The sequence below is a fragment of the Vibrio sp. YT-16 genome (genome assembly GCF_033337405.1).
Taxonomy (GTDB): Bacteria; Pseudomonadota; Gammaproteobacteria; order Enterobacterales; family Vibrionaceae; genus Vibrio; species Vibrio alginolyticus.
On the sequence record NZ_JAWOQQ010000005.1, the window covers coordinates 66,171 to 81,685 of the forward strand.

General features: G+C 41.7%; 13 protein-coding genes and 4 tRNA genes. 11 read left to right on the forward strand and 6 right to left on the reverse strand.

From position 1 onward, the window contains the following. Nucleotides 1-375 precede the first annotated feature (375 nt). From rnk to R7F07_RS10935, 5 genes are all read left to right on the forward strand, one after another. Nucleotides 376-783 (forward strand): nucleoside diphosphate kinase regulator, encoded by a 408-nt coding sequence (gene rnk / locus R7F07_RS10915; RefSeq protein ID WP_005376048.1) that lies wholly within the window; start codon nucleotides 376-378, stop codon nucleotides 781-783. A 238-nt stretch (nucleotides 784-1,021) separates the two neighbouring features. Further along, nucleotides 1,022-1,981: a GGDEF domain-containing protein gene (locus tag R7F07_RS10920; RefSeq protein WP_025767735.1), complete on the forward strand. Its 960-nt coding sequence runs from the start codon at nucleotides 1,022-1,024 to the stop codon at nucleotides 1,979-1,981. A 227-nt stretch (nucleotides 1,982-2,208) separates the two neighbouring features. Further along, the gene (locus R7F07_RS10925; RefSeq protein WP_318110492.1) at nucleotides 2,209-3,195 is read left to right on the forward strand and encodes an ABC transporter substrate-binding protein; all 987 of its coding nucleotides are present in this window, start codon (nucleotides 2,209-2,211) and stop codon (nucleotides 3,193-3,195) included. A 298-nt stretch (nucleotides 3,196-3,493) separates the two neighbouring features. Then, entirely contained in the window at nucleotides 3,494-4,534 is a 1,041-nt protein-coding gene (locus tag R7F07_RS10930; RefSeq protein ID WP_258495931.1) for a diguanylate cyclase domain-containing protein, read from the forward strand. Between the two features lie 222 nt (nucleotides 4,535-4,756). Then, on the forward strand, nucleotides 4,757-5,749 hold the full coding sequence (locus R7F07_RS10935; RefSeq protein ID WP_005376038.1) for an LLM class flavin-dependent oxidoreductase: 993 nt from the start codon (nucleotides 4,757-4,759) through the stop codon (nucleotides 5,747-5,749). A gap of 5 nt (nucleotides 5,750-5,754) precedes the next feature. On the opposite strand, the gene R7F07_RS10940 is transcribed toward R7F07_RS10935, so the two are convergent. Next, nucleotides 5,755-5,828 (reverse strand) — tRNA-Cys (locus tag R7F07_RS10940). Between the two features lie 36 nt (nucleotides 5,829-5,864). Further along, nucleotides 5,865-5,951 (reverse strand) — tRNA-Leu (locus R7F07_RS10945). A 301-nt stretch (nucleotides 5,952-6,252) separates the two neighbouring features. Between R7F07_RS10945 and R7F07_RS10950 the strand changes: the two genes are divergently transcribed. Beyond that, entirely contained in the window at nucleotides 6,253-7,182 is a 930-nt protein-coding gene (locus R7F07_RS10950) for a CHAD domain-containing protein (protein ID WP_053308078.1), read from the forward strand. Nucleotides 7,183-7,251: 69 nt separating this feature from the next. Next, on the forward strand, nucleotides 7,252-8,040 hold the full coding sequence (locus R7F07_RS10955; protein ID WP_005375991.1) for a lipase family protein: 789 nt from the start codon (nucleotides 7,252-7,254) through the stop codon (nucleotides 8,038-8,040). A 74-nt stretch (nucleotides 8,041-8,114) separates the two neighbouring features. On the opposite strand, the gene R7F07_RS10960 is transcribed toward R7F07_RS10955, so the two are convergent. The 4 genes from R7F07_RS10960 to R7F07_RS10975 form a co-directional block, all read right to left on the reverse strand. Further along, the gene (locus tag R7F07_RS10960; protein WP_005375990.1) at nucleotides 8,115-8,369 is read right to left on the reverse strand and encodes a hypothetical protein; all 255 of its coding nucleotides are present in this window, start codon (nucleotides 8,367-8,369) and stop codon (nucleotides 8,115-8,117) included. A 130-nt stretch (nucleotides 8,370-8,499) separates the two neighbouring features. Next, complete coding sequence (gene amyS / locus R7F07_RS10965) at nucleotides 8,500-10,023, reverse strand: alpha-amylase (protein ID WP_171342586.1); 1,524 nt, start codon at nucleotides 10,021-10,023, stop codon at nucleotides 8,500-8,502. 307 nt (nucleotides 10,024-10,330) lie between these two features. After that, a tRNA-Cys gene (locus R7F07_RS10970) sits at nucleotides 10,331-10,404 on the reverse strand. Nucleotides 10,405-10,440: 36 nt separating this feature from the next. Continuing rightward, nucleotides 10,441-10,527, reverse strand: a tRNA-Leu gene (locus R7F07_RS10975). A gap of 549 nt (nucleotides 10,528-11,076) precedes the next feature. Here R7F07_RS10975 and R7F07_RS10980 point away from each other — a divergent pair. The 4 genes from R7F07_RS10980 to R7F07_RS10995 all read left to right on the forward strand — a co-directional run bounded on the left by R7F07_RS10980 (nucleotide 11,077) and on the right by R7F07_RS10995 (nucleotide 15,487). Next, nucleotides 11,077-12,708 carry a methyl-accepting chemotaxis protein gene (locus tag R7F07_RS10980; protein WP_053303666.1) on the forward strand — a complete coding sequence of 544 codons (1,632 nt, stop codon included), beginning with the start codon at nucleotides 11,077-11,079 and terminating at the stop codon, nucleotides 12,706-12,708. A gap of 201 nt (nucleotides 12,709-12,909) precedes the next feature. Next, nucleotides 12,910-14,139, forward strand: coding sequence for an alanine racemase (gene alr / locus R7F07_RS10985; protein ID WP_171342585.1), 1,230 nt, complete (start codon nucleotides 12,910-12,912; stop codon nucleotides 14,137-14,139). Between the two features lie 311 nt (nucleotides 14,140-14,450). Further along, nucleotides 14,451-15,182: an AzlC family ABC transporter permease gene (locus R7F07_RS10990; protein ID WP_017820197.1), complete on the forward strand. Its 732-nt coding sequence runs from the start codon at nucleotides 14,451-14,453 to the stop codon at nucleotides 15,180-15,182. Further along, on the forward strand, nucleotides 15,179-15,487 hold the full coding sequence (locus tag R7F07_RS10995) for an AzlD family protein (RefSeq protein ID WP_017820198.1): 309 nt from the start codon (nucleotides 15,179-15,181) through the stop codon (nucleotides 15,485-15,487). The genes R7F07_RS10990 and R7F07_RS10995 overlap by 4 nt, the downstream gene beginning before the upstream one ends. Nucleotides 15,488-15,515: the final 28 nt, after the last annotated feature.

A 15,515-nucleotide genomic window follows, 5' to 3' on the forward strand; every position in this document is an offset into this window, starting at 1 on the left:
TTAACGGATATTGGTAGTTTTAACAAACTGAGATAACCGAAGCCATGCTAGCAACGGACTATACCGTTTTGCTTTTATGAAGTTGGGCTGACCATCGAAACCGAGCACACCTACGATAAATCCTGCTTTTCTTCTAAACGACGCACTCACTTGACTTCACCGTTTCAAGGTGATCAGAGAACAATATCTGAAGTGATTGAAAGATTTAGAAAAATCAAGCTTCACAACAAAAATTTTTTACTAGCTAAGTCGCACTATAAAGACTAAAATCAGGTTTAGTTCATATGGAATAGCGTCCATATGATTGATACCGTAATTGACATATAGAGTGCCGTCCCATTTTTGTGAGGCGGCCTTTTATTTGGGAGTCATAAAATGTCAGAAAACAATTCTATCTACATCTCAAGCTTAGATATGAACCGAATCACGGCCTTGTTGGATAAAATGCCAAACATCGCAGCGGAGCTTGTGGAATTAGAAGCAGAGCTCGACCGAGCAACAGTTCTTGAGCCAGAGCAAATGCCAGATAACGTGGTCACGATGAACTCGACTGTAGAGTTTAAATTTTCAGGTGAAGATAGAACCATGACAAAGACACTGGTTTACCCTTCTGAACTGAAAAGCAGTGATGATATCTCTATTTTCGCGCCCGTAGGCAGTGCACTGATCGGTTTGTCTGTCGGCCAAAAACTTGAATGGCCAATGCCAAATAATCAAGTGAAGACAATTGAAATTGTCGATATCACCTACCAGCCTGAGCGTTGTGGTGCACTAAACCGCTAACCCTCAGTAGTCCCGGTGCAAAGGCCTCCATTTAAGACTTTGCACCAGGAGAGCCCCTCGCTTACCCCCTATTTCCTTCTTTGTTTTCCAAGCATTTACTTTGCAGCTCTTAAGTAACATCACCGATTCTTTATTATTTACCGCATATTCAATACTTATATCTCCAAGCTCAATCATAGAAATTGCAAAGTATTTTTCGTATATTGTCGCTCCGAAAACGACGTAAATTATGCGCAAAATGGAAGAATATCTAACTCGAATTGCCTGCTTAGAAAAAGAAAATGAAGAGCTGAAGCGGAAGAATGCGCGACTACAAGAAAAGTTGAATGCTGCACTCGACAGTAATGGACTGTGTTTGTGGGAGCAGCATATTCCTTCAGGTACTTTGACGATATTCAATATGCAGTGGGGCAAAATGCTAGGTTATCAGCCCCATGAGTTAACCGCGACGGTTGAAACGTGGAAAAACAATCTCCACCCTGAAGATTACGATCTTGCAGTGGGTGCATTTGAAGATCACCTAGCAGGCAAGACCGACCTTTATGAGGTAGTGCATCGCATGATTCATAAAGACGGCAGTGATAGCTGGGTCTACGATCGAGGGCGCATCGTCGAGTATGGTTCTGATGGCGAACCACTACGGATGATGGGTACTCATATCGATATTACAAAAGAAAAGCGTTATGAGCAGCAACTGGCCAAGTTGGCTTCGAGTGATCCATTGACTGGATTGTTAAATAGAAAAGCAATTGAGGAAAACTTTAATCATCAACCTCAAACCGAACCGTCTCAGCAGTCTGCTTTAGTGTTTGTTGATATAGATAATTTTAAAGCAGTTAACGACCAGCTAGGCCATCATACTGGCGACACCCTCCTCATCAATATCGCCAATAGCTTAACAGAGCTTGCGTCAAGCAAGTCTCAAGTTGGACGCATAGGAGGCGATGAATTTGTTATCTTAAACTGGCATTCAAGTCGAGAGGAAATATCCCAACTTTGCAATCAACTCTTAGATTCAATCATTCCAGCGATAAATCAAGACTTACATAAAGTAACGATAGGAATGAGTATCGGTGTTTGTCTCTTTAACAAAGGAAAGCAACCGTTTAATGAAGTGTATCAAAAAGCCGATCACGCAATGTATGAGATAAAGAAAAATGGCAAAAATGGAGTACAATTTTTCAACTTAAAAAGTTGATATCTCTCCATAAATCATCATGTTATGAAATCAATCATTTGCTACAACTTGAACTAACTCAAGATAAATTCTTTATATCTAAGCCAGTTACCGAAATTACCCCTAGGTACTCATAAATTTGGCACGATACAAATAAATCCCCTCCTCTCCTAGCATCAACCCAATAAGCAACTACACTCATTTAACTGATAGATTAATTGCTACTATTATGAAGGGAGTTGTTTTTGATGGATACAAAACAGATTTCTACAGCTATCATAATTTTAGTTCTTTCTGCATTAGTAGTTACTTATTTAAAGTTAACAACGGTATCAAATGCTATCCACAAACCTACAACAATCGGTATATCTAAGACGCCTCTGTCAGCCCCTTTTATCATTGCAGAGCACATAGGTGCGTTTGAAGAAAACGATTTAAACGTCGAACTTATCATGTGCTTTGGAGGGGTCGAATGTTCAAACCTACTTCTAGAAAACCATGTTAATTACGCCACTTTTTCTGAAAGCGTACTGATGTTTAAAAGCTTTGAATACAAAGATTTAGCATTAATCACTTCTTTTGCATCTTCTACGAATGATATTAAGCTGCTAACTAAAAAGCGGTCTGGCATAGAAAGTATAGATAAATTACCAGGAAAAAAGGTTGGTGTAATAAAAAAGAGCGCTAGCGAATATTACTTAGACCTGTTGCTACAGGTAAATGACATTGATTTAGAAAAAGTAGAAAAAATATCATCAACAACGCAGGTTATTATAAATCATTTAATGCAAGGAAACGTCGATGCAATATCTACTTGGGAGCCATACGGATTTATGGCCAAGAATAGAATAAATGAAGAAGTAAAGAACATAGGAATTATTGGCGTGTATAAACTTTACTTTTTGCTTGTATCAAAAGAAATACACATTGAAAAATCAGATCAAGAAGTAATGAAAATAATAAAGTCACTTCATCACTCAATTAACTGGATGGATAAAAACCCTCATTTAACAATGAAAATACTATCACAAAAACTTAACACAACAGTTGAAGAAATATCTTGGAGTTGGGATGATTATAACTTTCGATTAAATTTAACGAATTCTTTATTATTTACATTACAATCAGAAGCTAATTGGGCATTAAAACAAAACTATGTAGAAGGACAGATTCCAAATTACAGAAAAATATTTAAAGAAAGCTATATCAATTCATATTTTGATGGTCTAGATTAAAATGCATCGTTCGTTAAACCACTATTTAGCATCACTATTCAGTCTAAGCGTAATACTATGTATCAGCGTTATAGTATACATAAGCTTCATAAAAATAGAAGATTATAAAGCCAAGAAACAATTAAACCAAATAATGGACATACAAATATCATTAGAGTCATTAAGTAGTTATCTTTGGGCTTACACTCAAAATAGGGGAAAAAACAATTTCACACAATTCATGATTTCTCATAACAAATTAAACGAATTATTATCTCAAAATGAAGATGTTTTATACCTTACTAAAGACCTAAAAAAAATGAATCTCGAACTGTATTTTTTAGTTCAATACGAAAATAATCATTTACTAGACAAAGATCGCCATTATGATTCAGTCGTAAATTATAATAAATCAAATCCTGTCATACAATCCAGAATAAACATTGTATCCCAGGATATGAATAATGAAATAATATATATTTATAAAAAAATACTTAATAATAAGTCTACAAAACTACAAAATTTAAATTATTACACTCAAGCAGGTATTATTTTTATCTCTCTGGTTGTTATGCTATTATGCTTTTATATAAAAATAAAGTTCAAGAGAAGCTTTCAAAGGTTTATAAATGGAATAAAACAATTAAGCAGGTCAAATTTTGACTATAAAATCCCTTCAGAAAATCAATTCACGGAATTTGAAAATCTGTCTTGTTACTTCAATAAAATGGCGGCATTATTAAACCACACAACAATATCAAAATCAAAACTTAAAGAAGAAGTAGAGAATCAAACTTCAGTTCTAAATCGTCAAAAAGAAAGTTTGGTATTTTTGTCTGAGCACGACTCCTTAACTAATATCTACAATCGTCGAGCAATAGAAAAACATTTGATCCAGCTTACGCGTAATTTCAGAGGCAGTGAGAATAGTTTTAGTTTGTTTTTTATAGATTTAAATTTATTTAAGGATATTAACGATAGCCATGGCCATGAGGCAGGTGATGCAGTGTTAAAATCTGTAGCTAGTAGATTATCAAGTATTATCGACGAATCAGACATGGTAGGCCGCTTTGGTGGAGATGAATTTATTATTATTCATCGTTCACACACAACAGGTACGTCTCTGTCTGCATGTGCACTACGTTATATCCAAGAAATAGAAAAAGTAATTCATTTTAAAGGTAAAGAGTTATGCGTCGGAGCTAGCATTGGTATTGCACTCTATCCTGAGCATGGGTCGAATGTACATGAATTATTAACAGCGGCAGACAAGTCTATGTATCAGTCAAAACGTTCTAAAGCTAGCTCGTTCACTATTGTCGACAACAGCAGTTCGCTGTTAAAGAGGCCTATATTTTAATCTAAAGTAGCTGTGGAAACGTTCTACATGCGAATATTCAACGACATCGACCACTGTGGCCACTTACAGTAATAAAGCCGCTTTTATCACATAGCAAAAGCTAAACGCTCTCCAGGCATTGAAGAAAAATAATCCATTGTGAATGGTTAATCCTCCCCTTTTAAACGTCAACTTTCACCACCATATGATAGTTAAGATTCATTAACAGGCTATAACTATCCTATGTCTTTTCCTCGTTTATCTGTTCTGGATTTGGCACCCGTGTCCGACGGAACAAACTTCACCGAAACGTTCGAACGCTCCGTTGAATTAGCTCAATCAATCGAGTCCTGGGGCTATCATCGGTTTTGGATGGCTGAACACCATAACATGCCCGACATCGCCAGTGCCGCAACCAGTGTATTACTCAGTCATATTGGAGCGCACACGAACTCGATCCGTTTAGGTTCAGGTGGAATCATGTTACCTAACCATGCACCACTAGTTATTGCAGAGCAATTCGGAACGTTAGAGGCATTATACCCTGGTCGTATTGACCTCGGATTAGGACGCGCACCAGGCACCGACTACCAAACAATGCATGCATTAAGGCGGGAACCAGAGCATATGGATCCTGACTTTGAAGAGCTGTTGGAGGAACTTAATTTCTTTCTTGGTCCCGTATCTCGAAATCAACCAGTCGCGGCTTATCCAGGTAACAACACATCTCTGCCGATTTGGCTTCTGGGGTCGAGTACATACAGCGCACGTTTAGCAGCTAAGAGAGGCTTACCTTTCGCATTTGCTGCACACTTTGCTCCAGATGCAATGTCTCGTGCTCTAAACTTTTATCGAGATGAGTTTGTCCCATCCGAGCATTTAGCTCAACCCTATGTGATGATTTGTGCCAACGTTATCGTAGCGGATACTCAGTCACATGCAGATTTTCTCGCGACAACAGAGAAGCAAAAATTCTTAAAAATGATTCGCGGCAATCGCGAAAAACTTCGCGCACCAGTGAAAAGTATGGCACCACTATGGTCAGCACAGGAAAAGCTTCACGTTGAAACTCAATTACGTGAATCTATCCATGGTGATCAAACATATGTAAGACAGAAAATTGAGAAACTTTTGGAACGCACTGGGGCAGATGAAATTATGGTAAACACGATGGTGTTTGAACAATCTGAGAAGTTGAGATCCTACAGGTTACTATCGGAACTCATGGACAAGTAAAAGAATGGAGGCGCCTCCCGGAGTCGAACCGAGGTCCACGGATTTGCAATCCGCTGCATAGCCACTCTGCCAAGGCGCCTTTCTGATTTTTTATCTCTGTCACCAAAGATTTTGATGGTGCCCCGGGCCGGACTTGAACCGGCACAGCGCGAACGCCGAGGGATTTTAAATCCCTTGTGTCTACCAATTCCACCACCAGGGCAACGCAATCATGCGATGGGTTAGACACCATCTATCTCGCGACCTTTGCCGTGAGAACGAGGCGTACTTTAACGGATTAATTTATCTGGTCAACAAAAAATTAGTCTTTTTTATTCAAATGGTTAAAAAGACGACTCTAACGAACAAAGGGCGATCATTTTGCTTATTTGATCATCAATACGCTTTGCTTTCGTGCCTTTTAACCTTCTCATTTTATATCAATGAAGAGCCAACAAATCGCGCAAGTTAACAGTATGGGTATAAACTTAACGTGTATTTCAGAGAACAAAATAGCGCTCATCATGTTTCGAAAACCATCATTTCACTTACCCTTACATGCCGACTCCGAACTCGACTTCGTAGTGCCCCACTTCTTCCTTAGTGAATTTGATTATGCACGCTCTCTGGAGCAGGGAGTCATCGAAGACTTAGATCCTGAATTTACACATCAATATCGCGTCACACTGAGGCGCATACGCTCACTATGCTTACTACTTCGCGAACTGCTCCCTCCTTTTGAACAGCGTATTTTGAAACCTCATTTAAAAATAATGATGAAGAAAACAAATAAGCTGCGTGATTTGGACGTATTTATCTTGGGCAAAAAACAATACATTGAAATGCTCCCAAACCACAAATCGTCTCTTGAGCAGCTTTTTGGCTTTATCGAAGCCGAACGTGCTTACGAACAGGCAAAAGTTACGCGTTGGCTAGCTACGGAAGAATACACAACGCACTGCACTTTGGTCAGGAATAGTCTGCTGCGAAGTACGCAACACGAACCAGTGGATAGCAACGTACCTGCGTTACTCTTCGCAAGCCAAAAAATCTACGATCAATTTAAAAAAGTTGATAAAGCACGGCGCAAGAGCTCGGACAAAAGTCGTGACAGCGTGATTCATTCGATGCGGATAAAGTGCAAAGCGCTGCGTTATCTGTTAGAAGGGTTTTCCACGCTCTATCCTTCCCAACAGCACAAAAACAACGTGAAACAACTAAAACTATTGCAAGATAAACTCGGTGACTTTAACGACACTTCAAGTCAAATTGAATTTTTCGCACAACTCAAAGAGACAGCAAATCTCAATAAACAAGATCGTAAGGCTTTGAAAAAGCTAATTAACGTGCTTAGCGAACATCATGCACTCTCTCGCCAAACCATCTTGACGCATTTAAGCCAGTTTGAGTCTTTCATTCGCGATACCAATACACAGAATCTCTACCGACCCTAAATCAAGGTTCACGTATTTTTAATATTCATTAATTACAGTCAACCGTTAGGCTCCACTAAGAAAGATAACGTGAAACCATTAAAACGATACCAATACGAGCGCTATGCGGTGCTTTGTAATCTCGCCTACCCTCGCGTCTTCAGACAAACTCAATATGGATTCGATCCTAATGGGCAACGAGTCATTAGAAATGAACACGGTAAGATTATGATTCGCGTGCTCTGGAGTAAAAAACAGAGTGAAGTGGTCGTAGTGATTAAAGGCTCACACAGTATCAGTGATTGGTTGTTGAACTTCGCGATGTGGACGAGAAGTTGTCGAAGGTTGGGACTAAACTATCGCATTCACGCGGGTTTCTATCATCTGTTGTTCCAAGAAAGTTTACCGAGCCGGAATGAAGATCGGTTAGGGTTGACCGTGATCGAACGCCTCGAAGGTATCGTTGTACCACTTATTCTCAGGGGAAAAAGAATCACTATTACTGGCCACTCTTCAGGTGGCGCGATTGGCAGTGTTTTTGCTGACTATATTGAGAAAAAATACCCCAAAAGCATTAAACGCGTGGTCACTTTCGGACAGCCCGCTGTCGGAGATTGGACGTTTAAGAAACGCTACCGTTTGGGGCACAAAACATACAGGATTTGTTGCGACATCGACATCGTGACCTTTATGCCGCCCGTACCTTTTTTGTATTGGCATGTAGGCAAAATGCTATGGTTATATAACGGGAGAATATACGAGAACACCCCAACGCTCATACGGCTTGGGCGCTCCTTATTTAGTTGGTTAATGCGACCGTTCTCTTATCACTTTATGAGTAAATACATTCGCGACAAAGACTTTTTTGATGAACGCTGAGTTAAACATCCGAAAGGTATGACGTACAGACACCAAAAAGCCGGACTTCGCCGGCTTTACGATTAAGTGGTGATCTACAGAGAGGCGATTTCTTTTTCAAGTTGATATTTGTTATCTGTGACAATTCGCTCTAACACTTCAACACGTCGCTTCAAGTCACCAATTTGCTTGTTAAGGTTATCTTGTTCTTCTCGGCTCATCGTATTACGTTCAGATATCTCCAACGCTCTTACTTCTTTACGATGGTTCAAGATTAACTTTATTATCCCGCCCCCAAATATGGCACCGAACACAATAGCCACAACCAATACATCAGCAATAGATTCCATTCTTTATCTTCCTCTAGATTATGCTCAACTATAAGTTACTCATTTGTCGAATGAATATCAAATAACACATTGATTCATTGAAGAGTTTTATCAAGAATTGCCTACTCTGTATCAAAATCACAGGAATGGATTATTCAACGCCAACCCAAACCGAGACAGATCCGCCGTTTACTGGGAACTCAGCCCAACCATTCGCATCAGTCCAAACTTCTTCAGTTCGGATACCCAACTTGTCTACGTAGCGAGCACTTGGTTTACCCGTATACATCCACTTCGAGCCGCCAGGTCCATCACTCATGATCACGGCCATTGAATGTGGATGCTTTGCATCACCTTCTCGAGTCCAACCAATTACGTCCCAGTGGTCGAGATAAGAATGTTGTTTGCCATACGCATAATCTTTACGCAGTGTTACTAGCTCTTCAATGTAAGGCACTTTGACCATATTGATGTCATGCCCTTTATCACTGTATTGCGCGCCGTAGTAATCTGCATAAAACACGGATGGATAGCCTTCTTCACGCAATAAGATAAACGCGTAAGCGAGCGGCTTAAACCACCAATCAACCGTCGACTCCAAAGCCTGCAAAGGTTGAGTGTCATGGTTTTCTACTAAGGTTACCGCTTTGACTGAATTGTCCTTCATCAGCGTACCATCCATGATTTGACGCATATCGTAGCTACCACCCGATTTAGACGCATTGTAGAAGTTCATATGTAACGGTGCGTCGAATAGAGACATGCTGCCAGAAGTTTTGGTGATAAAGTTATGCAACTGATTAACATCGTAGTTCCAGTACTCTCCGACCGTGAATAGTTCTTTCCCTGTTTTCCAACGTAGGTGATCAATCCATTCTTGCAGGTATTGATATTTGATGTGCTTCACCGCGTCCATTCTAAACCCATCCACACCCGTCATGTTGATATACCACTCGCCCCAGTCTTTCAGCTCTTGCTTCACTTCAGGGTGATCCATGTCTAGATCAGCGTACATAAGGTAATCGTAGTTGCCTTTTTCCGAGCTAACTTCCCAATCCCATGCCTTACCCTCACCTTTGAATTTGAAGATAGCTTTTTCTTCGCCAGCATCGTCCCAATCCACGCCATCAAAGTGGTACCACGTCCAATGAAAGTTTGAGTACTTGTCGTTGCGCCCAGGGAAATCAAACTCTACCCACGCTTCAATCCATTTATCACCAAGTTCAATATTTCGGTTGTTCCAATCTACTCGCTTGGTATCAACCCAAGACTTTCCATCCGCACCGCCGCGATGGTTGAACACCACATCGCCATAAATCTGGATATTGTTTTTATGGGCAGTATTGATGGCGCTTAGGTACTGATCTTTGGTGCCATACTTGGTGCGCACCGAACCTTTTTGATCAAACTCTCCCAAATCATACATATCGTAAACACCATAACCGACGTCGTTGCTGCCACCAGCACCTTTATAGGCGGGCGGTAGCCATAACGCGGTGAAGCCGTTGTCCGATAGTGCCGGCGCGTTGTTTTCAACTTGTGTCCAGAGTGCACCGTCATTTGGCACATACCAATGGAAGTACTGCATCATGGTGCCATTTTGTGCCGCCATTACAGGCGAACTGAGCAGCAAAGTTAAGGGTAAAAGTGTAGGTTTAAGGTTGAATGTTTTCATTATTTTTCTCTCACGTTAAGGACTAGAATCCTCCTTTCTGCATATACGCACCAAGCGATGCTAACTATGACGCTAGCTAGGTTGCTGCCTGTAATACAAAAAGTCCGGATTACAATCGAAGAGAAACTATCACCAATCACACTATACAATTATTGAGTTGTCTAACATTTATAAAATCAATGATTAGCGCGTTAAAAATATTGAATGGTGATCAAAACATGGGAGACTTTAGGAAAGCGCGAAGGGTTACGAAAAGGTGGACTAAAAACGAAAAAAGCCAGTCATTTAAGACTGGCTTTCGAAATAGTGGAGGCGCCTCCCGGAGTCGAACCGAGGTCCACGGATTTGCAATCCGCTGCATAGCCACTCTGCCAAGGCGCCTTTCTGATTTTTTATCTCTGTCACCAAAGATTTTGATGGTGCCCCGGGCCGGACTTGAACCGGCACAGCGCGAACGCCGAGGGATTTTAAATCCCTTGTGTCTACCAATTCCACCACCAGGGCAACGCAATCATGCGATGGGTTAGACACCATCTGTCTCAGCGACCTTTGCCGTGAGAACGAGGCGTACTTTAACGGATTAATTTATCTGGTCAACAATAAATTTTATCTTTTTGATTTAAGTGCTTAAAAAGCGATCTGCCTAGTATATTTGGCATTCAATTAGACCAATAAGCACCCGTTCCCTTTCATTAGCTATAAAGTCATACGCATACTAGTGCCCGAAACTGCTTCGAGGTAAACACGCGACTATCAGCTATGAACGCTGATCTTTTCATCGTTGTAACATCTGTAACAATTTGATTCCCTACTCTTGGCACGACTGCGTACAGAACATCATATTTTGTTACCGATAACTTTATATCGAATGTGGTCGTACCTTTATAAAATCATTGACTTTTTTTATTTTCAAACAAAGCTCAATTCATTATCGAAAATATCAATAAATAATGGTACGTTACACGAGTTGCAGTAATTTAATGGACATATATCACATATAAGGATGTGGTTTACTTTGGCGACACAACATAAGAAAAACAAGGTATATCACTAATGTCTATCAAGAATCTTTCTATAGCGAAAAAGATATCGCTATCGTTTTTACTCATTGCCATCGTCAACATTGCATTTGGTGTGTTTTTATCTACAGAGCTCAAAAGCATCAAATCTGAGCTTTTAAACTATACCGATGATACGCTTCCTGCAATGGAAAGGGTCGATTCGATTCGAGACCACTTGTCTCGCTGGCGCCGAGCTCAATTTGCTGCGTACACTTATGAAGACGCAGACCAAGTCAAAACTAAAATTTCTAACAATATTAGAGAACGCGAAAAGATCACTAGAGAGCTCAACGCTTACGGTGAAACTATCTGGCCTGGCGAAGAGCAGCAAACTTACCAGCGTCTTATGCGTCAGTGGAAAAAGTACTTGGATACTATGGACCAGTACAATGAAGCGATGCTAGCTAACGACAAAAGCAAGGCCCACCCTATTTTGGCGAACTCTTTGTCTGCTTTCGAAGCGGTTGACTCAGAGTTAGGCGAACTAATCCGTCTCCTTAAAGAAGCTATGGACAGCAACAAAACTCATATCCTGTCCTCTGTAAATGGATTGAGTAATTCTTCAATTGCAAGTAACGTGATTATTCTACTGATCATGGTAGGCATGACATACGTGCTGACTCGGCTAATTTGTGGCCCACTTAAACTTGTTGTTGAGCAAGCAAATGCCATCGCGACAGGTGATCTATCAAGTGACATTGACCGTAAAGCAATCGGCAATGATGAGCTTGGTGAACTGGCAGACGCGACCACTAAGATGCAAGATGACTTACGTCAAGTTATCGATAATGTGATTGCTGCAGTTACTCAGTTAAGCAGCGCTGTCGAAGAGATGAACCAAATCTCCGATATTTCTGCGTCTGGTATGAAAGATCAACAGCTGCAAATTACGCACATCGCAACAGCAATGACAGAAATGAAAGCGGCCGTAGCCGATGTTGCTCGTAACACTGAAGACTCAGCGAACCAAGCTAACGAAGCAAACCGCCGCACACAACACGGTGTTCGTGAAACCCAAGGTATGGTTGACGCGATTCAAGAAGTTTCAAACGTAATTGGCGCTGCAGGCGATACCGTAGCAGAGCTTGAACAGCAATCGAATAAAATTAACGTGATCGTGGATGTTATCCGCGACATCGCCGATCAAACCAACCTACTTGCACTTAATGCAGCCATTGAAGCGGCGCGTGCTGGTGAGTCTGGTCGTGGCTTTGCCGTCGTTGCAGACGAAGTTCGAACTCTTGCCGGCCGTACGCAAGATTCAACGAGTGAAATCACTTCGATCATTGAGCAGCTACAATCACTTGCAAAAGACGCAAAATCAGCCACTGAACTTTCTAGAACCAGTATTTCAGAATGTGCAGAGCAAGGTATTCAATCAAAACAGCTGATGAGCGACATTGAGCATTCGATTTCGGACATCTCAGACATGGGTACCCAAATCGCCACGGCTTGTAACCAGCAAGACTCTGTTGCGGAAGAGCTTAACCGCAGCATTGAAAACATACATTTGGCATCTCAAGAGGTCTCGCAAGGTTCGGAGCAAACCGCACAGGCGTGCCGCGAACTAAGCCAGCTATCCATTTCTCTTAAAGATGTAATGAGCCGCTTTAAACTGAGTTAAACTCAGTGGATACCTTAGTAGATACCAAATCAATCCCGATTTGCTTAAATTGAATGTCATCACTGAGGTATATTTAGGTATATATTAAATCACTATCTTAATAAACGCTCCAAAGCACCACTTGGAGCGTTTTACTTCGTCAGGTACTTTCCCCAAGTACTCAATAACATAACCAATACAAAAAACGCGTACGGAGACTTTATGCGCTTAAATAAAACCTTACTATCACTGACTATCGCTGCTGCAATCGCGATTCCTGTAATGCAAGCTACTGCTGCTCCTCTTCAAATTAGCAATACAGCAGCAAAAGCAGAGCAAGTTCAAGGTGCTAACGCTTGGCTAGAAATAAACTTAGGTCAGTTCCGCGATAATATTGAGCAGTTTAAATCGCACATGGATGGCAAAACGAAAATCTGCGCCGTGATGAAAGCCGACGCATACGGTAATGGTATCGCAGGCCTGATGCCGACTATTATCGAGCAACAAATTCCTTGCGTTGCCGTTGCAAGTAACGCCGAAGCACAAACTGTTCGCGACAGTGGCTTTAAAGGCCAACTTATGCGTGTACGCTCAGCGGATATTGGCGAGATTGAAGCCGTAATCGACCTAAATGTCGAAGAGTTGATAGGCACAGCAGAGCAAGCTAAAGCACTGTCTAAACTAGCCGAGAAAGCTGGTAAAGAAATCAAAGTTCACCTTGCTCTGAACGACGGTGGTATGGGGCGTAATGGTGTTGATATGACGACAGAAGCGGGCAAGAAAGAAGCGCTAGAAATCGCTCAACAAGCTGGCGTTAATATTGTTGGTATCATGACTCATTTCCCTAACTACAATGCAGACGACGTGCGCCAAAAGTTAGCTTCATTCAAAGACAGTTCTGCATGGCTGATTAAAGAAGCGAATCTAAAACGCGACAACATTTTACTGCACGTAGCAAACTCTTACACCGCGCTTAATGTTCCTGAGGCGCAGCTTGATATGGTTCGTCCTGGTGGCGTTTTATACGGAGACTTACCAACTAACCCTGAGTACCCTTCTATCGTGTCTTTCAAAACACGCGTGGCATCCGTTCACCACCTGCCAAAAAATAGCACAGTCGGTTACGACAGCAGCTACACAACAAGCAAAGAAAGCTTAATGGCGAACATTCCTGTTGGTTACTCTGATGGTTATCCACGAAAAATGGGGAATACGGCAGAAGTTCTGATCAATGGCCAACGTGCAAAAGTTGCGGGCGTTGCTTCAATGAACACTACTATGGTAGATGTTACAGGTATCAAAGATGTTGAGCCTGGTTCTGAAGTTGTTTTGTTTGGCTCCCAACAAGGCAAAACGATTTCAGCTGCTGAGATGGAAAAACACGCAGAAGTCATCTTCCCTGAACTATACACGGTTTGGGGAAGCGCGAACCCTCGTGTCTACGTAAAATAAACCTATTCAGTTATTCGTAACAGAGCGAAAAAGCGAGCCTCGTGCTCGTTTTCTTTCTTATTTACTAATCTGTACTAGCTCGTGATGTTATCAATTAAACAGAGCTTACTATTTCTGTTGTTTTATTCTCCTTTAGCACTACCAAGCGCGACTCTCTACACTCTGTTTCTTAAAGCCGCTTGGATGGCTCAATTTTATATAGCACTTAGAGTTTGAAAGCCCCTCCAATTGATGTTAAACATGAAGTTTACAAAAGAATAACAAACACACTCGTATGGCACTGCCCCTTTGCCTGCTAGCTAGGTATCTCTATGACAGAAAATACTCAACATCTTCAACGCTCCTCCACTGAGTTGCACGAATTTAATCGGCTTGACGTCTGGAACGGCTTCACCCAACTTTTACCCCTCTCTATGTTCGTGGTCATATTTGGCCTCGCTTTCGGTGTTGCTGCGGTACAGACTGGACTAGATGTATTTCCCACTATGTTGATGAGCACACTGGTCTTCGCCGGTGCTTCACAATTTGCCACGTTAGAAATGTGGGGAGCAGAAGTCCCTCTCATTCCAGTTCTTATTACTGTATTTGCTATTAATGCTCGTCACCTCTTGATGGGAGCTACACTTTATCCATGGTTACGACAACTCCCACCAACAAAACGTTACGGTGTAATGCTGGTAGCATCAGACGCTAACTGGGCAATGGCACTCAATGCATTTGGTAGAAAAGAACCAGGCTTTGGCTTGCTTGTTGGTGGCGGCTTAGCGATGTGGTCTTTTTGGATTGTGGGCACCTGGATCGGCATTTATTTTGGTAGCGCAATCAAAGATCCGGTGGGCCTAGGGCTCGATATGGTTATGGGATGCTTCCTGCTGTCTATGGTGGTGGCCGGGCCGAAAGACTTAAGAATCTTTGCTATTTGGGCCATAGCAGCAGCCTCTTCTATGTTGGCGTATTGGTATTTGCCAGAGAATAGCCACGTAGTGGTTGGCGCCATTACTGGCGGAGTCTTGGGTGCTTGTTGGAAGGAGAAGAAAGCATGAACATCGAAACAACCTTAGGTGGCACACTGCTTATCATTATCGCTATGGCGTTAGTCACGCTCATAACCCGCTGGGGCGGAGTGTATGTTATGTCATTCATTCCAATTAGCGAACGGGTTCAACGTTTCATTACTGCGATGTCAGGCTCCGTATTGGTTGCCCTTTTAGCTCCGCTAGCAGTAGAGGGTGATAACGGTGCTAGAGCAGCACTGTTTTCTACTGCCGTTGTCATGTTCATCGTGAAAAAGCCTCTACCCGCAATCGCAGCAGGCATCATCGCCGCCGCTGCAGTACGTGCTCTTTAGTCGTTGTTTCAAAGCCGATACCAGTCAT